Here is a 19,864-nt window from a genome sequence, read left to right as displayed (position 1 = left end):
GTGCCCCCTTTTCGTGAAACATAAAGCATATTCTGATGGAAAAAATCATATTAAACAGGGACTTATTCGTTCGATACGGTGTCTCCTTATGTTTCACGAAAAATGGGAGGGGCCGCATTAGCCGTTGACGCCCCGCGCAAGAATCTCTTCATACATTCAACGTAGGCTCGAAAGGCGCCCGATACTTCATATGGCGGATGGAACTCAAGCCAACGTGGCATCGGATATCCAGCACGCGCTTGAAGATTGATCGAACGTTTGTTGCTTACCGCAAATGATCGGGCCCCAATATCTAGTAGGTTCGTTGGAGTACATGCTGTCAATATAGATCGTCGGTGACCAATCACGTGCCCTGCTTCCGCCCTTCCTTGGAACGCAGGCTTGGAGTGCACCACGCAGGCATCAGCAATGGAAGTTATCTAACGGTAGAAAACGGGTAATAGCTGGATACCGCCTGTACAGCGCCTCAACCGCGCGATGCCTGTTTGTTTCGAATGGCTGGCAATGTTTCTCTTCGCGGCACGCAGACATCCGGCAGGCAGTGCAGCTTATCGGCCAAATGAGAATGCCGCGCTGAGTCCGCAGAGAGGTCGCGAGCGGCAGCGGCTAGCGTCGGATAGACACCCCTTCAGTGCGGTATGCGCTGAAACGGCCGTTTTCCGCACGCCAATCCTCAATAAGCGTGCGCCGTTTAGAGAGAGGCTCGTGGGGGTCGGAAGCGTGAGCGTTGACATTATTCTTGTCCTGCTGCGGATTGAACGGACCTTATTCACGCGCTTATCCGGGCAAAAAAACCAACGAGTCGCCGGCGATCTAGGGTCGACAAGTTGGGGCACGTTCTGGAAGCAAGAAATTGGCGCATATTAGAGCTGACAGGTATCGAGAGGAGACTTCTCGATTACTCGATGCGCTTCTCGCTAAATATTTGATGTTTGGATACTGCATCTCAATCGATAAAAATTTGTACCATCGGCGAACTTTATGGACGCCACCCGAGAGACTGACTGGCGCTCTCCCTTAAATCTCTTTGTCCTGCTGTGGCTCTCGCAGCGCAGCAGCAAGAATGTGCGCATCCGGGACACGATCTCCCTGGGAAATACCGGCAGTCTTAGAGGATGAGCAAGGACACGGATGCCCGTTCGCCGGGGGAATCGAGATAACTCGGGCAAACTGACTGCTCGTAATTAGCCCACCCTAAGGCAGTTAAAGAGTCACGCGATCGATATTGGAACGTATGCGAATCGGCGAGGAAACAACGTTCATTTGTAGACAGCGGCACCGGATCCGATAGACAGTGTCACTTTCGTGGTTCCCGCCCCGATAGCTGTCGTTCCGAGGTGCGGAGAATGTCAAGGCCGCAGCCTCAAAGCGCAGCGCCAGAGGCGCCGACTTGAGGTCCGACTCCGGTCGAAAATCATTCCTGTGATGGAAGCGGGCAATATCTCCGCTAACCCTGCCAGACAGACATGTAGCGGCTAGCTAATGCGCTTCATTCGGCGGGAGACCAATCACATCCACGACCCGGTTCGCGCCAGACCTACGCCAATGAAGCCGCGCACTCGCGGAACGTCAGGCTACATCCCTAATCGTTATAAAAGTCGTATGGACGATTTCTCTTCTCATGCGGCCCTAGAGCCTGCCCACCGGCGACCCTTCACGTCAACGATGGCGTCTTTTTCGCGACCCATCCATTGGGCGCGGCTTCTAGAGGGGTTTCTGCAGAGTAAAAGTCACATGGGGTCCAACTGCGCAAGGAGGGCGCCTTCCATCGGCAGCGTCCGTCTGTGCGGGAAGACGGAAGATTTGCGCGGCAACCCGTGCGAGTTTGATGGGCTCGGTCTGTCGCTTGGGGGTCTATAAGGACCCTGAATACAAAAGAACGGCATTTATGGCCCTGAGATGCGCCTCGCAGCTCGGCCGATTCACATCCGGCCCAAGGCCTGAAAGTAAATTGGGCGAGTGTCTAGAGTCTAGACACTCGCCCAACTAACTCACACCCCGTACCTTCGACATAAAAAAGCCGCCATAAAGCGGGCCTCGCTCGCCCTACCTTATTCAATCATCCAGCCTTTGGCTGTGCCTGAAACATCTGTCCGATCAGCTCACGTATCTGGGTCTCTTGTGCCTCTGTAATCACCCCAGCCTTAATTTTCACAGTGAAATTATTGATGTCCTTGGTAATACTCCCGGCGTGCTCCTTTCCAGCGAAGAATTTGTCGATGCTTCGTCCGCCGGTCTCACCGGAGGTAGTCCGGCGCGTCGCCAGCGCAGTAATCGCCGAAGCAGCTTTGCCTTGGTCCATTTCACCCTTGAAGACAAGCGGCCAAATCTCCGCAGCCGCTTTTACACCATCGTCGCCATGCTTCTTTATAGCTGCGGCGATAGCCTGCGCAGCGGTTCCTCCCAGAAGGCGAGGCTGGATGTCCAAATCCTTTTTGATAAAGTCAGGTAAGTTCTCGAACGCGAGGAATTGGTAAAGCCCCGCGCGCGACAGACCCATTGCTTCCGCCAGACGTTTTCGATTAGGAAATTCCGCCTCGGAGCGCCGAATAGCCACGCCAATCTCATAATCAGCCAAATCATCACGGCTGATGTTCTCTACCATGGCTAACACCGCCATGTCCGAATCAGAGCAGTCAGCGACAACTGCCTTGATGGTGTCGATTCCCAGCATCTTGTGAGCACGCCACCGCCGTTCACCCGCCACAATCTGATAGTCGTTCTCGACCCGGCGAACCACGATGGGTTGCATCAGTCCGACTTCGCGAATGGACTCCGCAAGTTCCGTCAGCTTGCCCTCGTTGAACACCCGACGAGGCTGCCAGGGATTCGGAAGAATCCCCCCCACGGGCAATTGCGACGCGACACCCGTCGACTCCAGCTCCTGGACCCGGAGTTGGGCAACTGCTAGCGCACCCGCGAGGCCGGGCGCCGTCTGGGTCCGGCCGCTGCGCTTGACTTCGTCCTCGTTAATTGACGAGGTCTTGCGAATTCCAGACGTCTTGGCAAGCAGTTGTTCTCGCATGTTGCTCATTGCGCGCTCCTCCATTTTTCCGAATAGATTTCGTCCACCCATCGGCAGTAGTCGATCAAGGGCTGCCGTACGCGCTGCAGCGACTTGGATGCACTATGGGTACTGCTAATGTCGAAGACCGTTGAGAAAGCCAAAGCCCCGGTGCTCATCACAGAACTGGCAGGTACTTCGATCGAATGCAGCCAGTTTTCATAAGCGCTCTGAGCCCAGGCACGCACAATGGGGGCAGACGAATTTCGTCCGTAGTCGACCCTGGATAGTATCAAGGAGACAAAATCGTATTTCTTGTCCTTCTCATACTTAATAAAACTTTTAGAAACGTCTGAGAAGAGTCTCCAGAATGACAGCGAACTGATGAAATCGAGGTTCTCCGGCACCATTGGCATCACCATCGCATCCGCCGCCATTAGCGCGTTCAAATTGAGATATGAAAGCGACGGTGAGGTGTCCATCAATATGTAGTCATACTTCTTACGCAAAGGCTCCAGGCCTTGCCGAAGCACGGTCCAGAAACGGAAGCCCGGTCTCATTTTTTGCATTGCCGGCAAATGAAATTCTGCGCCGATCAATTCCGTGTGCGCTGGGATCACATCAATTCCGTCCCAGTACGTCGATTGGACCCGGGCCTCCAGACCGCCCTCGATTTCCTGATCGTAGATATAGGGCAATACCGTGTCTTCCGGTGTTACGTCTTTCTCCGCATACAGTCCACAGAGTTCCGAAAGGGACGCCTGCGGATCAAGGTCGAGCACCAATACCTTACGCCCTCGTAGCGAAAGTCCTTGAGCCAGACACATAGTGGTGGTGGTTTTGGCAGAGCCGCCCTTCAGCTGGGCGGTAATGATGATTTTCCCGTCCGGCTCCTTCAACCTCGTAACGAGCGGAGTCTGATAGATGTCGGAAACTTTCTGGACCCAGATTCGGGCTTCCTCCAACGTAAAGGTGCGAGTGCGGCCAGTGCCTGCCGCGGTGCCAGCCGGCAGATCGCCATCGCCCTTGGTAGCGAGATATTGCACCTGGGAATGGGAGATGTTGCACATCTCCGCAATCTCCCCTGTTTTGAACACAGGCGCTGTCTTTCGAGGGCGTGGTGCCAGAATCGTGTCACGAAGCTCATTCGTGAAAATCGTCACCTTTTCAGCAAACTGGCTGATCTGTTCAAAGTGAACGGTTCGGTCTACGGCGGGAAGTTGGCTCGTTCTGACCATTCTGAGGTTTTTCCATAAAATTCCAGAAAGCTCAGAATACAGGAAATGCTCGAAGTTAGCTCTTTAAATCGCTGTTTTTTCGTTGTAATTTTATAATTCTATGAGATTTCGCGCTTTTAACGCGTACAAAACGCCCTCTGCGCAACCGATTCATCCTCTCCCTCTTCAATCGGCTCGCTCCCTCATTGTGCTCAGCTCCATGATAGTGCACAAATGACCTCACCTTCAGTGTAAAACAGCATCCCGAAAGAGAGTTATTGCTTAAATAAACAGCAGAAGGTGAGGTCATTTGTGCACTTCCCTACTTCTACTGTTTTCAAATACGGAAGGTAAGCACAATCAACCTCACCTTCCGCTTCGGCAGACCCCTGACACGGCCATGGTGGCCACAGATGACGCTCATTCCCGACCCAAACGCACAACCAACCTCACCTCGACCCAGAATGGAATACCTGAGTCTTTCCATTTCGTGACTATCGCAGTCGCGTGGCCCGTACCCATACAACTGGCTTCACTCTTGAAGCGGGTGTGAATTCCTTTCTGCACAATGAATCTCACCATCGGGCCGCGCCTCGCAGTTTACGTTGTGCTAACGGTTTGTTTGTTTTTCTAAAGAAAGAACAAGCCAACAAACCAACAGAAAACCCCAATCTTCATCTAATTCAACAACTTGACCCTAAAAAGGTGAGGTGCGTTGTGTCGGAGGTGAGGTTGAATGTGCACGTAGGTGCTGTTTGTTGTGCTCCAAGGTGAGATCACGTGCACATCAAGGTGAGGTTAGATGTGCTGATGTGCCTCTGACACTTCATGGGTGAGGTGAGTTGTGCGCAACGTCCGACGGTCCGCTGTCGGGTCGATGGCACAAGGATCCGAGGCCCAAAGACGCGCGGCCGGGGTGAGGTTGGTTGTGTCATGGGTGAGGTTCTATGTGCGCAAACCTGGAGTTAGGGTCGACCCCGTCGCCGCACAACCCTTCAATGGTGAGGTTCTGTGTGTTGACAGCTCACCACCGCATGCTAGAGTCCCGAAAGCGAAAAAAGAGTGGATGAACAAACATGGCGTCGGACAATCCGGAAGAGGGTAAGTCGAAGACAACGTCTCGCCAGATGGCACTCGCGCTTTTCGAAGACATGTTCGATCTCGGATTGCGAATCAATGAAGCCAATCGTGAAATCGGCTATCAACGCAATGACTTCTTTACCGAAATCGTCAACATGGGGCTACCAGCGCGGCGCTTTCTCGACGCCGCGTATTTCATCGTTGCACAAGAGTCCGAGCAGCGGGACCAGTACGACGTGGAGCTGAATTACTTCAAGTGGTTGATGCGTTATGACAGCCGCAATCTCAAGCACTTGCGCACCATCGCCGACGAAGCGCAAAACGCGAAAGTCCGCGTTACCAATACGCCGATCGACCGGGAACCAACCGAAAACGATCTATGGGTCCAGGTCCAGCTGATAGGGATGGTGGGTTTTCATCGAGGGCGGATGCGTTTTGACGTTCATCCACGTCTTGTTCCGCACATTCGGGATCCGCAAAAATCTCACTGGCTGAGTTTGCGTATTTCAACGGCCTTCACGCGCAGCCTCGCGCGCGCGATTTATGACAAGGTTCTTCCCCACGTTCCCGCAGGCCGGACAGATTGGATCCAGCTCGACGAGATGCGCAACTGGCCCGGAAGAATGGGTGCGAACGCCGCGATCTTCAAGTATTTCAAGCGCGACTGGCTCGAACCGGCGGTTCGTGAAATCAACGAGGTATCGGACATCGAGCTGTCGTACGAAACGAGGACCGCATCCACTTCGTCGAAGAAAATCGATCGCATCAGGTTTCTGCTCAAGCGCAAGGATACGGCCGACGCCGTGCTCGCCAGTCTCGCGGACGCCAGCCATCTTTACAAGATTCTCACGGACGAATTCGCGCTGTCGACCAAGCAGTTCAGCGAGATTTCGGAGAACCGCGATGTATGGACCGATGAGCGTATCCAGCAAGCGGTCGAATACACGCGATTCAGGATCAAACGCGGGCAGGTCAAGAAGAGTCCCGCAGGCTACCTGATGAGAGCGCTACGCGATAACTGGAAGATGTCCGAAGCGGAACGGACAATGGTTGATGTGCAGGCAAAGCTTCTTGCCGACGAAGTCGAGGAAGAGGCGGCGAAATCGGCGGCAAGAAACTCGGTCGCGCTCAGCGTTGCGTCGCGCGAAGAAGAAGTCCGCGCCCGCATGAACGAAGATTCACGTAAGGGACGCGACCACTTCAACGCGGCCGACGCGAAGACGCGCAAGGAACTGATGCATGCATGGATGGCGTCGCGGGAAGGCAAGCTGATGCTGCGAAGGATGAAGCTCGAGCCGTCGACGGTAACGGAGGATGCCATCCTCGCGAACACGGAACTGGTCTGGTATTTGGGCCAGTTTGTTTTCGGCCGGATGAGTTCGTCGCGCGTGGCGGCTTAGCGGGCCTTCGGGTTCGCAGGCAGGAAGCATCGCGCGGCGGACTGAATGAAGGTCCAAACAGTTCGGGCGCTGCTCCGAATACTTGCAACAAGGCGAGCAGTCGAACGAAGTGACCGCGATCCTTCTGCCTTCACGGGCGGATCGGTGGCTTTTTCATCGCGGCGATTCTGAAAAAACGAATAGCGGAAGGATCTGGAGCAGCCTTTCCTGCCTCCTCCATTCAGCCTTGCGCAGAGCCCGCACCCCTGCGGCGGCACGGATGCCGCCGCCAGCACTCGCACAACCAACCTCACCACGCGTCACGACCCGGATCGGCCTGAAACGATCCGACGATCCATCCCGGCACAATCACAACGGGCGTTGAGGCGCTGGACCCGGAAGGGGCCACGCGAGCTGCGTCGCTGGCATTGACGCGGTACCCGCTTCGAACGGGAAGTGCGAATGGCACTTACCGCGCCGGCGCCAGCTTCCTGTTCAGGCGACGCATCCCGTCGAAGATCGCCTCGGCCACGTCAATCGGGAAGTCCGCGGGCAATCGCAACGACACCTCGTCGATCACGGCCTCGGTCCGTGCAGTGATCTCGCTGATCATCGCCTCCACATTTTCCGCGGAAAACCCGACGCGCTGCCCTTCGGTAATCCAGTGCCGACGCTGGATCTGATTGAGCAGGTAGTGGACGTTCCTGCCACGCACCGCCATCGCCAGCTTGACCTTCTGCGCAGGCAAGCGACCGGCGCCGGCACCGATGATCGGATGCGCGGAAAGCACATCGTAGAGCGGCGTGGATTCGTAGCGGTTGCCCGGCAAATGCGCGATGCTGAAGTTCTTTGCGTGGCCGTCGGTTGCGGCGAGCAGCCAGAAGATCAACTGCGTCATGAAGAAGTTGCGCCGGTCGAGCGCCGCGCGCGCGGAACCGGAGAGCACCTCCATGATCGCCTCGATCCCCGGGCCGCCATCGGACTCGTACTTGTGAAGCGCCGAGGTGGCCGTCGCCTGGCACATGTCCTCCTGGGGGAGCCGCACGATCCATGTGGCGTCGCTGGATAGCCGGCGGTCGAATCGCTCGACGATCAACACCTTCTGGTCTTCGAAGCCGGCGATCTCGCAACGGGCGACGGGCAGCCCGTAGGCCGCGACGATTTGCGAGCAGAGCCACTCGTTTTCCACGGAGGTACGCATGTCCGCCCGCATATTGCCGACCAGCCCCAGCGGCAACTTGAAGATATGCGTGGTCGGCGTACTGCCTTCAGGCAGCAGCCAGCGGTCGTGATGCCGGAGCAGGGCGGTTTTTTCCTGCGCGCCCGCGATCGACAGGCGCAGATCCTCCAGTGGATCGTGTTGTCCGAGCGGTGATGTCGACGTCGTGCCTCGCAGCAGGCGGGCAATTTCGCCGTCGTCGAGCTTGCGCCCGCTGATGGTCGTGAGGTCGGTGGGCGCCTCGTCCGGTGGCAGCAACTGAAGGGCGCCGACGCAGTCGCGGCCGAGCGCGGCGAGTAACGCGAAAGGCGCGGTACTACCGGTTCGGTAGCGCGTGGCGATCCGGCGACGGATCGGTTCGCTGTCGGGGAGCAGATTGTCGAAATAGTTCGCGACGACCTCGCCGCGATAGGGCTGGTTGCCTGGCGTAAAAGGAAGCGACAATGACAGCGGGCGCCCCTGCGGATCGTCGATCCAGTCGTCCCGATACGCCAGACGTTCACCGTTGCGGGTCGTTTCCCAATAACCGACCTGCAAGCCGTTCATCCACAGGTTCAGGCGGTTGGGCTGTGTGTTTCGCACCATGCTTACCAGGTCTCCCGTTTCTTGCCGACGTTTGCGGATCTGGCGGCCGCGCGTGGGGCGTCGGGTGCGGTACGGCCGCGGGTTTCACGCGTAGTTGCCCTGGCGGTTTGTTTTGCCGGGCCTGTGGTTCGCGTGGGCGTTTCAGGAGAGGCTTCCTGCCTGCGTGATGATGGGGCTTTGCGCTTTACGTTGTCCGGTGCAGCCGATGCTTTCCTTGCGGAGCGGGCAGTGGTGGTTCGCTCTGCTGTTCGCGTGGCGGTTGCGAAGGGCTCTGCATCTTCCCCGGCGGCGCCGCTTGCCGATCCACCCGCGGTTTGAGTGAGCTGGAGATCGACCTGTAGTACCCGCAAGACCTTGAATAGCCGCTCCACGCTGACGGTGGCCGGATTGGCCTCGAGTTGCGCGTAAGTCTGCTGCGTTACGCCGAGATGACTGGCCATCGCAGCCTGAGTGAGGCCGGCGGTCTTTCTGAAGCCCTGCAGAATTGGCCTTAACTGGCTCAGCGTCTTGATAGGGTAGTCCACGGCAAAATCTCCGGCTTATGGTTCGACACCGTCACAGGCTAACGCCTGTAAATGTCTTGTACAGTCTATATCCTGTATTTTACAAATACAAGCTAAAACCTGTTAAGGGCGAATACTGTCCGGGCTGGTATTGTTGGACCAACGCCGCACTTGGCAAAAGCCATAACGCAACTAACGGTCGAGCCGATTCGAGTCCACGCCCGGCGCTCCCGGTTGGCATAGGGAATCGCCGCGACGAACAGGTGATTCACGCGCGACGGCGACATGCCTGACAAGATGCTCAACTTCACCGATGGGCGAGGAGAGCGTATCGTCGAGCCAGGAGACTTCGATCTGATGGTCGGAAGCCCGAGCCGCGACATTCACCTGCGCGATACGGTGACGCTCACCGGCAACGCGGCGCGAACGCTCCAACGCGACCGGCGCCTCGCGAGCGGGGTCGAGGTCCGGTCTCAACCCGCGAGTCGGCACGCGTCAAGCCGGGCGGCGGCTGGACGCCATGTATTTGTTGTCATACCCGGAACAGGTGGACTATCCGATGTCGTACGCAATCTATCCCAGCCTCTCAGGCAAAACGGTTGTCATCACCGGCGGCGGCAGCGGCATCGGCGCCGCGATGGTCGAAGCTTTCGCCCGGCAGGGCGCGCGAGTTTTCTTCCTCGACGTCGCTGAGGACGATTCGCTGGCGTTGCAGCAATCGCTGAGCGACGCGCCTCACCCGCCGTTGTTCCGCCGCTGCGATCTGCGCAGCGTCGATGCGATCCACAGTGCGTTTGCCGGGATCGTCGAGATCGCCGGGCCGATCGAGGTACTCGTCAACAACGCTGGCAACGACGACCGGCATGAAGTCGACGCCATCACGCCGGCCTATTGGGACGAGCGCATGGCCGTGAACCTGCGGCACCAGTTCTTCTGCGCGCAGGCCGCAGCGGCCGGCATGCGCAAGATCGGGCGCGGCGTGATCCTGAATCTTGGCTCGGTTTCCTGGCACCTCGCGTTGCCGAACCTCGCGATCTACATGAGCGCGAAGGCCGGTATCGAAGGGCTGACCCGGGGCCTCGCGCGCGATCTCGGCGCCGCCGGCATCCGCGTGAACTGCATTATTCCCGGCGCGGTGCGGACTCCCCGTCAGATGCAGCTCTGGCAGTCGCCCGAGAGCGAAGCGAAGCTCGTCGCCAGCCAATGTCTGCGTTTGCGTATCGAACCTGAGCATGTCGCGCGCATGGCGTTGTTTCTTGCGTCCGACGATGCGTCGCGTTGCTCAGGGCGGGATTATTTCGTCGACGCCGGGTGGTACGGAGAATGAAAATTCATCCCCCTGTCTGCGTATGGCCGGTCCATGCCGAGTTGGGCGAAGGCCCGCTGTGGCAGGCCGGGGAGAACGCGGTTTATTTCGTCGATATCAAGGGCCGCCAGATTCATCGTCTGACGGTCACTACCGGACAAACGCAAACGTGGAAGGCGCCCGGTCAACCGGGTTTCATCGCACCGCTTGCGGGCCACGGTTTTGTTTGCGGGCTGCCGGGCGGCCTGTATCGCTTCGATGCCGGCAGCGGACAATTCAGCAAGCTCAAGGACGTTGAAGTGCACCTGCCGGGCAACCGTCTCAACGACGGCTTCGTGGATGCCAGCGGGCACTTGTGGTTCGGCTCGATGGACGACGGCGAAGAGCAGCCCAGCGGCACGCTGTATCGCGTCAACCATGCCGGCGAAGCGGTGGCCCAGGACGACGGCTACGTGATCACCAACGGACCCGCCTCGAGCCCGGACGCGCGCACGCTTTACCACGGCGACACCATGCGGCGCGTGGTGTATGCATTCGACCTGGGCGAAGACGGGACGTTGTCGCGCAAACGCATCTTTGCCGCCATTTCCGGCGACGGCTACCCCGATGGCATGGCGGTCGACGCCGACGGATTCCTGTGGGTCGCGCTTTTCGGCGGGTGGCGTATCGAGCGCTTCTCGCCCGACGGCAAGCGGGTCGAACAGGTACCGTTTCCCTGCGCCAACGTGACGAAGCTCGCCTTCGGCGGCGACGATCTGCAGACTGTTTATGCGTCGACCGCATGGAAGGGCTTGTCGCCGGTAGCGCGTCAGCAGCAGCCGGATGCCGGCGGTCTGTTCTCGTTTCGCTCACCGGTGCCCGGCCAGCCGCAGGCCCGGTGTAAATGGGGCTTCGCGCAATAAGGTGGCAATAAGACAATCACAAGGCAGCACGCGGAACGGGCCGCGCGAGGCCTCGCGCCATCCGCGAACGGCGGCGAAACCTCGCCGTGCGCCGGATGCCGCCAGGTATCATGGGCGTTCCGCGACCTCCCTTTACCTGAACTACTGGTTTCCGGCGCACCGTCAGAGCTGCGTCATGTCGGGCTTCCTGATCGCGATGCCGGTCAGTCTGATGCTGGGCGGCGTGGTGTCCGGCTGGTTGGTCGGCCATACCGCGGGCCGGTTCGGCCTATCAGGGCTGGCCGAAGAAAACCGGCGAGCGGCGCCTGCACGCGGCGATCCCCGCGCCGATTGGCGGCATCGGGCTGATTCTGAGCGCGGCGTTCGTGCATCACGTGGCGTGGGCCATCACGTTTCTCCCGATCGTCACTGCCGGCATCCTCGCGTTGATGCCGATTTACTGGACGTTCCCTGGTCAATTGCTGGCAGGCGCGGCCGCCGTGGCGGGTATCGAGATGATCAACGTAATCGGCAACCTGTCCGGTTTTACGGGGCCGATCATCACCGCCGTCGCGAGGAACCTGACCGGCGATATCAACAACGGCACTTATACGCCTGGCGCGTGTCTGCTGGTCAGTTGCGTGTTGATCCTGCTCGTGCCGCGTAGCATGCTGATAGGGGCAGCGCCGGCCGACGATGGCAAATCCGCCGCCAGACGGATGTGCAGCGCAGCACGCAAGCAATTTAACCTCCCCACGACAGAGAGACAGGCACATGTCAGCATCCACACCGCGCCGGCTGAGAAGCCAGGAATGGTTCGACGACCCATCGCACGCGGATATGACGGCGCTCTACGTGGAGCGCTTCATGAACTACGGCCTGACGCGCGAAGAACTTCAGTCGGGCCGTCCGATCATCGGCATCGCACAGACAGGTAGCGATCTCGCGCCGTGCAACCGGCACCACATCGAACTCGCGGCGCGTACGAAAGCGGGCATTCGCGACGCCGGCGGCATTCCGATGGAATTCCCGGTTCATCCGCTCGCCGAACAGAGCCGCAGGCCGACCGCCGCGCTCGACCGCAATCTCGCGTATCTGGGACTGGTGGAAATCCTGCACGGCTTTCCGCTCGATGGCGTCGTGCTGACCACCGGTTGCGACAAGACCACGCCCGCCTGTCTGATGGCGGCCGCGACCGTCGACATGCCCGCGATCGTGCTCTCGGGTGGTCCGATGCTCGACGGCTGGCACGAAGGCAAGCGCGTCGGTTCGGGCACGGTCATCTGGCATGCGCGCAATCTGCTGGCTACCGGGGAAATCGACTACGAGGGCTTCATGCAGCTGACGACCGCGTCATCGCCGTCGATCGGCCACTGCAACACGATGGGCACCGCGTTGTCGATGAACAGCCTCGCCGAGGCGCTCGGCATGTCGTTGCCCGGCTGCGCGAGCATTCCCGCGGCATACCGCGAACGCGGCCAGATGGCGTATGCGACGGGCAAGCGAATCGTCGATCTGGTACGCGAGGACGTGCGGCCGTCGCACATCATGACGAAGGCGGCGTTCGAAAACGCGATCGTGGTCGCGTCGGCGCTGGGTGCGTCGACCAACTGTCCGCCGCATCTGATCGCGATTGCGCGGCACATGGGCGTCGAGCTGACGCTGGACGACTGGCAGCGGGTGGGCGAGCAGGTGCCGCTGATCGTGAACTGCATGCCCGCGGGCGAATATCTGGGCGAGAGTTTTCACCGCGCGGGCGGCGTGCCCGCTGTGTTGCGCGAGCTTGTCCACGCACAACTCGTCCATCGCGAATGTCTGACCGTTTCGGGCCGGACCATCGGCGAGATTGCTGCGGATGCGCCGTCGCCGGATCGTGACGTCATCAGGACGACGGAAGATCCGCTCAAGCATGGCGCAGGGTTCATCGTGCTGTCGGGCAACTTCTTCGACAGCGCGATCATGAAGATGTCGGTGGTCGGCGAGGCTTTCCGGCAGACCTATCTGAGCGAGCCCGGCAACGAAAACACGTTCGAGGCGCGGGCCATCGTCTTCGATGGTCCCGAGGACTATCACGCGCGCATCAACGACCCGTCGCTCGATATCGACCAGCATTGTATTCTGGTGATTCGCGGCGCCGGCACGGTGGGTTATCCGGGCAGCGCCGAGGTGGTGAACATGGCGCCGCCGGCGGAACTCGTGCGTCAGGGCATCACGTCGTTGCCGACGCTCGGCGACGGCCGGCAAAGCGGCACGTCCGCGAGCCCGTCGATTCTCAACATGTCGCCCGAGGCGGCGGTTGGCGGCGGACTCTCGCTGTTGCGCACGAACGATCGTATTCGCGTGGACCTGAATTCGCGCAGCGTCAACGTACTGGTCGACGACGAGGAACTCGCGCGGCGCCGCGAAACGGCCACCTTCGCGATTCCTCCGACGCAGACGCCGTGGCAGGAACTGTACCGTCAGACGGTGGGTCAGCTCTCTACCGGCGGCTGTCTCGAACCCGCGACGCTGTATCTGAAGGTGATCGCCGAGCGCGGCAATCCGAGGCATTCGCACTGAACCGCAGGTTGCGGAGCCGGGCCCGGGTTTTGCGTCGAGCCCGGCCATGCCGGCCTTCCAACTTTCCTGAAGAAATCCATTCTCCATGTCCGCAACTTCTCCATCCAGTTTCCTCCCGGACGACCTCGGCCAGGCGCTGCTCGTTGGGCGCGTGTGGCGCAAGACCGACCAGCATGAAGGCCCGTCGGTGGTCGTCGTGCGTGGCGGCGAGGTCTTCGACATTACCGCGACCGTGCCGACCACGGCCGATCTGTTCGACCGGGAGGACGCCGCGCCGCTCGCGCGCACGGCGCCTGGCGTGTCGCTCGGCGCGGTCGCGCAACTGATCGCGTCCAATCTGCCCGGCGCTGCCGCGCCGGCCTTGCGACTGCTCGCGCCGTGCGATGTTCAGGCCATCAAGGCGTGCGGTGTCACGTTCGCCGTGAGCCTGATCGAACGCGTCATCGAAGAGCAGGCGGCCGGCGATCCGGCGAAGGCGAAGGAAGTCCGCGACACCATCGCTTCGATGATCGGCACGGATCTGTCGAAAATCGAGCCGGGTTCGGACGCCGCGATGAAGCTGAAGGCCGAACTCGAGCGGCGCGGCGCGTGGTCGCAATATATGGAAGTGGGCATCGGCCCGGACGCGGAAGTGTTCTCGAAGTCGCAGCCGATGTCGGCGGTTGGTTTCGGCGCCGACGTGGGATTGCTCGCGGCTTCCACCTGGAACAATCCGGAACCGGAGATCGTCCTGGCGGTGAACAGCCGCGGCGAGATCGTCGGCGCGACGCTGGGCAACGACGTCAACCTGCGCGATATCGAAGGCCGCTCGGCGCTGCTGCTGGGCAAGTGCAAGGACAACAACGGCTCGTGCGCGATCGGCCCGTTCGTGCGCCTCTTCGACGAGAGCTTTTCGCTCGACTCCGTGCGCACGGCGAGCGTCGCGCTGCGAGTGGAAGGCGCCGACGACGGCTTCGTGCTCGAGGGCGTGAGCCACATGAGCGAAATCAGCCGCGATCCGGCGAACCTGGTCGCGCAAACATGGGGACGGCATCACCAGTATCCGGACGGCTTCATGCTGTTCCTCGGCACGATGTTCTCGCCGATCAAGGACCGCGACGCACCCGGCGCGGGATTCACGCATCACCTGGGCGACCTGGTGACGATTTCGACGCCGCAACTGGGCGCGCTGACCAATACGGTCCGGCTCAGCACCGAAATCGAACCGTGGACGTTCGGTGTGCGCGCGCTGTACCGGAACCTTGCCGCACGCGGGCTGCTTGCGTCGGCCTGAGAGGCTCGAACATGGAGAGCGGCGGTCGCGGCGCGCGCGGCCCAACGGGCATTTCCAGGCGCCTGCGCCCGGGCCTGACGATCAGGTCATGCCGGCGCAGGCTTCATTCCGTATCGACCGGAGAAAGAACATGAGCCAGTTTGCGAACTACATCGACGGACAGTGGGTAGACGGCGCGAGCGTGTCCCGCAACGTCAATCCGTCCAATCTCGACGACGTGATCGGCGAGTTCGCCCAGGCCGACGCTGAGCAGACGCAGCGCGCGATCCGCGCCGCGCGCAACGCGTTCGCGCAATGGTCGCTGTCCACGCCGCAGCAGCGTTTCGATCTGCTCGACCAGGCGGGCAGCACGATCCTCGCGCGTAAGGCCGAACTGGGCCGGCTTCTCGCGCGTGAAGAGGGCAAGACGCTGCCCGAGGCGATTGGCGAAGTGGGCCGCGCGGGGCAGATCTTCAAGTTCTTCGCGGGCGAAGCGCTGCGCATTGGCGGCGAAATCGTGCCATCCGTACGACCCGGCATGACGGTGGAAGTGACCCGGGAGCCGCTCGGCGTGATCGGCCTCATTACGCCGTGGAATTTCCCCATCGCGATTCCGGCCTGGAAGATTGCGCCGGCGCTTGCGTACGGGAACACCGTCGTCGTCAAACCGGCCGACCTCGTTCCGGCCAGCACGTGGGAGCTTGTCAGGATCATCGCCGAGGCGGGCGCGCCGGCGGGCGTCATCAATCTCGTCATGGGACAGGGTGCCGTGGTTGGCGAAGCGCTGGTTTCCTCACCGCAGGTCGACGCCGTGAGCTTCACGGGTTCTGTCGCGACGGGGCGTGCCATCGGAGCGAAATGCTTCGCCTCCGGCAAGAAGTTCCAGCTGGAGATGGGCGGCAAGAACCCGATGGTGGTGCTCGATGACGCCGACCTCGACGTCGCGGTCGAAGCGTGCATCAACGGTGGGTTTTATTCGACGGGCCAGCGCTGCACGGCGTCGAGCCGCTTCATCGTGACCGAAGGGATCCACGACCGCTTCATCGACGCGATGAAAGCGCGCATGCAAGCCTTGAAGGTGGGCGATGCGCTTGCCGACGGCACCCACATCGGCCCGGTCGTCGACGACAAGCAGCTCCAGCAGGATGAACGATACATCGCCATCGCGCGCGAGGAGGGCGGCACGATCTTCGGTGGGGAGCGGATCGAGCGCGATACGCGCGGCTATTTCCTCGCGCCGGCGCTGATTACCGACACCACGCCGGACATGCGCATCAACCGGGAAGAAGTGTTCGGCCCGGTAGCTTCGGTCATCAAGGTCAAGGACTACAACGAGGCGCTCGCGGTCGCCAATGACACGGAGTTTGGGCTCTCCGCGGGTATCTGCACGACGTCGCTGAAGTATTCGAGCCACTTCCGCCGCCATGTGCAGGCGGGCATGGTGATGGTGAACACGGCGACCGCCGGCGTGGATTACCACGTGCCGTTTGGCGGCCGCAAGGGTTCGAGCTACGGTCCGCGCGAGCAAGGCAGCTATGCCCGCGAGTTTTACACCACGGTCAAGACGGCGTACGTGAGTCCGGGCGCGGTTTGAGATCGAGGCAATAGCCGGGGCAGGGTGGCGATGACGAAGGCAAGGCCGATTTGCCCGGTCATCGCTTTTCCGCTCAATGCGGCTTGATCGCCACCTTAAGCACCCCGTCGCGCTGATTCGCAAACAGGTCGTATGCAGCGACGATATCGTCCAGCTTGTAGTGGTGCGTGACCAGTGCGCCAAGGTCGACGCGTCCGGATTCCACGACGTTCAGCAAACGCCTCATACGTTCCTTGCCACCGGGACACAGCGCGGTGTTGATCTTATGATCGCCGAGACCCGCGGCGAAGGCCCCGAGGGGAATCGTCAGATCGGACGAGTACACACCGAGGCTCGACAGCGTGCCGCCTGGTTTGAGGATCCGCAAAGCCGACTCGAACGTACTCTGGGTGCCGAGCGCTTCAATCGACGAATCCACGCCGCGCCCGCCAGTGAGCTTCAGGATTTCGTCCACCACATCGCAATTCTTGAAGTTGAGCGTGACGTCGGCCCCCATCTTCCGGGCTATCTCGAGACGGTGGTCGTTTCCATCCACCGCGATGATGGTGCTCGCGCCGAGCAGACGCGCGCCCGCCGTGGCACACAGGCCGATGGGCCCTTGTGCGAACACGGCGACCGTGTCGCCGATACGGATGTTGGCGTTTTCCGCGCCCTTGAAGCCCGTGGACATGATGTCGGGACACATCAACACCTGTTCGTCGGTCAATCCGTCGGGCACGGGTGCCAGATTGGCCTGCGCATCGGGGACAAGTACGTATTCGGCCTGCGTGCCGTCGATCATGTTGCCAAAGCGCCAGCCCGCCGTAGCCTTATAGCCGTGGCAACCGCACAGGCCTCTGGCAATCAGATAACTGCCGTCTTGCGACGGGACCCCGTCTTGCGCGGCATAGGAGTTGAAGTTAGGGCAGATAGCGCCCGCGACCACTCGCTGGCCCTCCTGGTAGCCGAGCACCGCACTGCCGAGTTTTTCGATCACGCCCACGGGCTCGTGGCCGACAGTCAAGCCCTTGGCAACCGGGTATTCGCCTTTCAGGATATGCACGTCGGTGCCGCAGATCGTGGTGGTGGTGATGCGCACGAGCGCGTCGTTGGCGCCGACATCGGGCACGGGTTTGTCGGCGAGTTCGATGCGGCCCGGCTCGATGAATACAGCGGCTTTCATCATGGCGGTCATGAATGTTTCCTTCCAGTTTGGATCAACAAACAACTCAAGGGCGCTCGCACTTCCTGCAACAGACTGACGCTGGCAGCGAATACGGCGCAGCTATTTCGCAACTTCCACCGTCCGAGCTGCGATTCCATCTTGCCTGGTCAAGAATAGCGCCTGTTTCGCGATGGCGGACACCCGCGAATGGCGGCCTGCTTGCGCCAGATCAACGCCCGGCCTCACCGTTTCCGTTCGTTGTCACCAGGAATAAATGTGCGCGCTCCGGTCTTGCGCGAGGTCACGCGGTTTGCGGCATCATGCCGCGCACACCTTTCCCGGAGCGATAATTTCCGCGGCGCTCATTCCATCGGGGGTTGCGCGCACGTAGCCGGTACGCGGAAGGTATTTGACGCGCGCATCGATTCAGCGGGCGGAGGCGGTCCCGTCAAATCTGCTGGTCACAAAGCGGCGCTTCGATCGCCGCTTCGCAAGCATCCCATCTCGTTGCGCGTCCGGCTATTCACATCCGACCCCTACAGCCCGCGCAATGGCGCGAAGCCGCCCGCGGCAAAAGCCGCTTCCCGCGCGCCGCGCGCCGCCGTCCATCGACGGCCACGCATCTTCGCCGACAAGTGGTACAAACCTCACTTCGCCAAGCCAGCTCTCGTCATAATCCTGTTCGCTGCGGCGCACGAGCTTGATGAGCCGCTGATGATGGGGATCGCGACCCACCGGCATGACGATCCGGCCACCGACGGCGAGTTGCCTGCGCCACGCGTCGGGAACATGGGGGCCGCCGGCTGCCGCAATGATCGCGTCGTACGGTGCATGTTCCGCGAGGCCAACGGTGCCGTCGCCGAGGTGAATCGTCACGTTGGAAATTTGCAGCCGCCGCAGGACTTCGCGAGCGGTGGCGACAAGTCCGGCGTGGCGTTCGATCGAGTCCACGTGCTGTGCGATCGCCGCGGCAACCGCTGCGGCATAGCCCGAGCCGGTGCCGACGTCGAGGATGCGCTCGCCTGGACTCACTTCCGCGGCATCGATCATCGCCGCGACGATGGCGGGTTGCGAGATGGTCTGTTCGTTGCCGATCGGCAGCGGCGTATCTTCGTACGCGAATTCCCGCAGATCGGCGGCCACGAATTCCTCGCGAGGCACGCGACGCATCGCGGCCAGTACATGGGGATTGACCACGCCGCGGCGAGCGATCTGCCGTTCGACCATCCGCTCGCGGGCCTCGGTGAAGTCGGTCATAGCCCCTCCGTATTGCTGCAGATGCCGGCACGCTCGCGTGCCCATTCCGGCCCGTCGCCGGATCCAGACAAATAGCGCATTGCGCGTGAACGTATTGTCTAGAATCAGTTTACCCGCGCAACGGCTCGCGAAACAGGGAGCGTAGCGTTTGCGGTGCCGGTTGCGCCCGCCAAAGGCGAAATCGGCTCCATTATTGGCCGGTTTCTTCCGTTCGCCGAATTGGCATGCCGGCCGTTCTTCTGGCGCAATCTGTTCTTGTGCCACTTTCCTCAGGAGATCACGATGAATGCGGACAACCAGGGCGATGTGCAGGCTTTCGTACAAACGGCGGAACAGACTGGAGCCTATGTCTGGGTCATCACGCTAGTCGACTTCCGGAACCGCGAGGTGAAACGTTCGCTCGTGTCCGACGGAACCTTCGAAACGCGTGCCGCCGCGAAAGACGCCGGTGAAGCCCATCTGAAGGCGCTGGCGGCAGACCATTAGCCCGCGAGTCGCGGCGCTTTCCTGAAGCGCAACACTGTTTCACATAAGGTGTTGCGATGCACGTAACAACTCAGTATCAGCAACTTCAACCTGAAGAACGCCTTATCATTGCGAACCTGCATCCGCAGGGTTCGACGATCCGGGCCGTGGCCCGGATCGTCGGGCGCTCGCTCGCCACCGTTAGCGCTGAACTCTAAACATTCATCCCGTGGTTGCACTTCACCGCCCGTTTGCCCAGGAGTTTTGCTCCGGAGAAACGGATGCATGACGCACCGGGTAGCGAGGGTGAGAGCTTCCTCAAGCCAAAACCAATAGCAAAAAATGGCGAAATCACCGTTGCAAAATCCCGCAAAAAAACGCATTCTTGACGCCGTTCGAATCCGCGTTCGACAACACTC

14 protein-coding genes and 1 pseudogene are annotated in these 19,864 nt (G+C 60.6%); 9 read left to right on the top strand and 6 right to left on the bottom strand.

What is annotated here, in order from left to right:
* Window positions 1–2,059 precede the first annotated feature (2,059 nt).
* Together BXE_RS43095 and BXE_RS43090 are read right to left on the bottom strand one after the other, a co-directional pair.
* The gene (locus tag BXE_RS43095; RefSeq protein WP_011494444.1) at window positions 2,060–3,034 is read right to left on the bottom strand and encodes a ParB/RepB/Spo0J family partition protein; all 975 of its coding nucleotides are present in this window, start codon (window positions 3,032–3,034) and stop codon (window positions 2,060–2,062) included.
* Entirely contained in the window at window positions 3,031–4,242 is a 1,212-nt protein-coding gene (locus BXE_RS43090; RefSeq protein ID WP_167540906.1) for a ParA family protein, read from the bottom strand. The genes BXE_RS43095 and BXE_RS43090 overlap by 4 nt, the downstream gene beginning before the upstream one ends.
* 1,055 nt (window positions 4,243–5,297) lie before the next feature.
* Here BXE_RS43090 and BXE_RS43085 point away from each other — a divergent pair.
* Window positions 5,298–6,701: a replication initiation protein gene (locus BXE_RS43085; protein ID WP_011494442.1), complete on the top strand. Its 1,404-nt coding sequence runs from the start codon at window positions 5,298–5,300 to the stop codon at window positions 6,699–6,701.
* 448 nt (window positions 6,702–7,149) lie between these two features.
* Here the strand turns inward: BXE_RS43085 and BXE_RS43080 are convergent, their stop codons facing one another.
* Both BXE_RS43080 and BXE_RS43075 read right to left on the bottom strand, forming a co-directional pair.
* Window positions 7,150–8,484: a type II toxin-antitoxin system HipA family toxin gene (locus BXE_RS43080; RefSeq protein ID WP_011494440.1), complete on the bottom strand. Its 1,335-nt coding sequence runs from the start codon at window positions 8,482–8,484 to the stop codon at window positions 7,150–7,152.
* Between the two features lie 2 nt (window positions 8,485–8,486).
* Entirely contained in the window at window positions 8,487–9,008 is a 522-nt protein-coding gene (locus tag BXE_RS43075) for a helix-turn-helix transcriptional regulator (RefSeq protein WP_011494439.1), read from the bottom strand.
* Window positions 9,009–9,546: 538 nt separating this feature from the next.
* Here BXE_RS43075 and BXE_RS43070 point away from each other — a divergent pair.
* The 6 genes and pseudogenes from BXE_RS43070 to BXE_RS43050 all read left to right on the top strand — a co-directional run bounded on the left by BXE_RS43070 (window position 9,547) and on the right by BXE_RS43050 (window position 16,579).
* On the top strand, window positions 9,547–10,314 hold the full coding sequence (locus BXE_RS43070; protein WP_040123806.1) for an SDR family NAD(P)-dependent oxidoreductase: 768 nt from the start codon (window positions 9,547–9,549) through the stop codon (window positions 10,312–10,314).
* Complete coding sequence (locus tag BXE_RS43065) at window positions 10,311–11,195, top strand: SMP-30/gluconolactonase/LRE family protein (RefSeq protein WP_011494436.1); 885 nt, start codon at window positions 10,311–10,313, stop codon at window positions 11,193–11,195. The genes BXE_RS43070 and BXE_RS43065 overlap by 4 nt, the downstream gene beginning before the upstream one ends.
* A gap of 130 nt (window positions 11,196–11,325) precedes the next feature.
* Window positions 11,326–11,848: pseudogene (locus tag BXE_RS45195) on the top strand (MFS transporter); the annotation flags it as partial.
* Window positions 11,849–11,948: 100 nt separating this feature from the next.
* Window positions 11,949–13,733: an IlvD/Edd family dehydratase gene (locus BXE_RS43060; RefSeq protein ID WP_011494435.1), complete on the top strand. Its 1,785-nt coding sequence runs from the start codon at window positions 11,949–11,951 to the stop codon at window positions 13,731–13,733.
* 85 nt (window positions 13,734–13,818) lie between these two features.
* On the top strand, window positions 13,819–15,006 hold the full coding sequence (locus tag BXE_RS43055; protein WP_011494434.1) for a fumarylacetoacetate hydrolase family protein: 1,188 nt from the start codon (window positions 13,819–13,821) through the stop codon (window positions 15,004–15,006).
* A 130-nt stretch (window positions 15,007–15,136) separates the two neighbouring features.
* Window positions 15,137–16,579, top strand: a complete 1,443-nt coding sequence (locus BXE_RS43050) for an aldehyde dehydrogenase family protein (protein WP_011494433.1) — start codon at window positions 15,137–15,139, stop codon at window positions 16,577–16,579.
* A 73-nt stretch (window positions 16,580–16,652) separates the two neighbouring features.
* Here BXE_RS43050 and BXE_RS43045 read toward each other — a convergent pair whose 3' ends face one another.
* Window positions 16,653–17,753, bottom strand: coding sequence for an NAD(P)-dependent alcohol dehydrogenase (locus BXE_RS43045; RefSeq protein WP_011494432.1), 1,101 nt, complete (start codon window positions 17,751–17,753; stop codon window positions 16,653–16,655).
* 489 nt (window positions 17,754–18,242) lie between these two features.
* Entirely contained in the window at window positions 18,243–18,980 is a 738-nt protein-coding gene (locus tag BXE_RS43040; protein ID WP_011494430.1) for a protein-L-isoaspartate(D-aspartate) O-methyltransferase, read from the bottom strand.
* A 282-nt stretch (window positions 18,981–19,262) separates the two neighbouring features.
* Between BXE_RS43040 and BXE_RS43035 the strand changes: the two genes are divergently transcribed.
* The gene (locus tag BXE_RS43035) at window positions 19,263–19,466 is read left to right on the top strand and encodes a hypothetical protein (protein WP_011494429.1); all 204 of its coding nucleotides are present in this window, start codon (window positions 19,263–19,265) and stop codon (window positions 19,464–19,466) included.
* 56 nt (window positions 19,467–19,522) lie between these two features.
* Entirely contained in the window at window positions 19,523–19,663 is a 141-nt protein-coding gene (locus tag BXE_RS45190) for a helix-turn-helix domain-containing protein (protein WP_233518876.1), read from the top strand.
* Window positions 19,664–19,864: the final 201 nt, after the last annotated feature.

The sequence above is a fragment of the Paraburkholderia xenovorans LB400 genome, from assembly GCF_000013645.1.
GTDB classification, from domain to species: Bacteria; Pseudomonadota; Gammaproteobacteria; order Burkholderiales; family Burkholderiaceae; genus Paraburkholderia; species Paraburkholderia xenovorans.
The sequence above is the reverse complement of the archived record's forward strand: the minus strand, read 5'-3'. Positions and strand labels throughout refer to the sequence as shown.

Bases quoted from the DNA above. Each gene is read 5' to 3' on its own strand.
- BXE_RS43085 (WP_011494442.1), top strand. From the start codon at position 5,298: ATGGCGTCGGACAATCCGGAAGAGGGTAAGTCGAAGACAACGTCTCGC.
- BXE_RS43090 (WP_167540906.1), bottom strand. From the start codon at position 4,242: ATGGTCAGAACGAGCCAACTTCCCGCCGTAGACCGAACCGTTCACTTT.
- BXE_RS43045 (WP_011494432.1), bottom strand. From the start codon at position 17,753: ATGACCGCCATGATGAAAGCCGCTGTATTCATCGAGCCGGGCCGCATC.
- BXE_RS43095 (WP_011494444.1), bottom strand. From the start codon at position 3,034: ATGAGCAACATGCGAGAACAACTGCTTGCCAAGACGTCTGGAATTCGC.
- BXE_RS43055 (WP_011494434.1), top strand. From the start codon at position 13,819: ATGTCCGCAACTTCTCCATCCAGTTTCCTCCCGGACGACCTCGGCCAG.
- BXE_RS43080 (WP_011494440.1), bottom strand. From the start codon at position 8,484: ATGGTGCGAAACACACAGCCCAACCGCCTGAACCTGTGGATGAACGGC.
- BXE_RS45190 (WP_233518876.1), top strand. From the start codon at position 19,523: ATGCACGTAACAACTCAGTATCAGCAACTTCAACCTGAAGAACGCCTT.
- BXE_RS43035 (WP_011494429.1), top strand. From the start codon at position 19,263: ATGAATGCGGACAACCAGGGCGATGTGCAGGCTTTCGTACAAACGGCG.
- BXE_RS43060 (WP_011494435.1), top strand. From the start codon at position 11,949: ATGTCAGCATCCACACCGCGCCGGCTGAGAAGCCAGGAATGGTTCGAC.
- BXE_RS43050 (WP_011494433.1), top strand. From the start codon at position 15,137: ATGAGCCAGTTTGCGAACTACATCGACGGACAGTGGGTAGACGGCGCG.
- BXE_RS43040 (WP_011494430.1), bottom strand. From the start codon at position 18,980: ATGACCGACTTCACCGAGGCCCGCGAGCGGATGGTCGAACGGCAGATC.
- BXE_RS43070 (WP_040123806.1), top strand. From the start codon at position 9,547: ATGTCGTACGCAATCTATCCCAGCCTCTCAGGCAAAACGGTTGTCATC.
- BXE_RS43065 (WP_011494436.1), top strand. From the start codon at position 10,311: ATGAAAATTCATCCCCCTGTCTGCGTATGGCCGGTCCATGCCGAGTTG.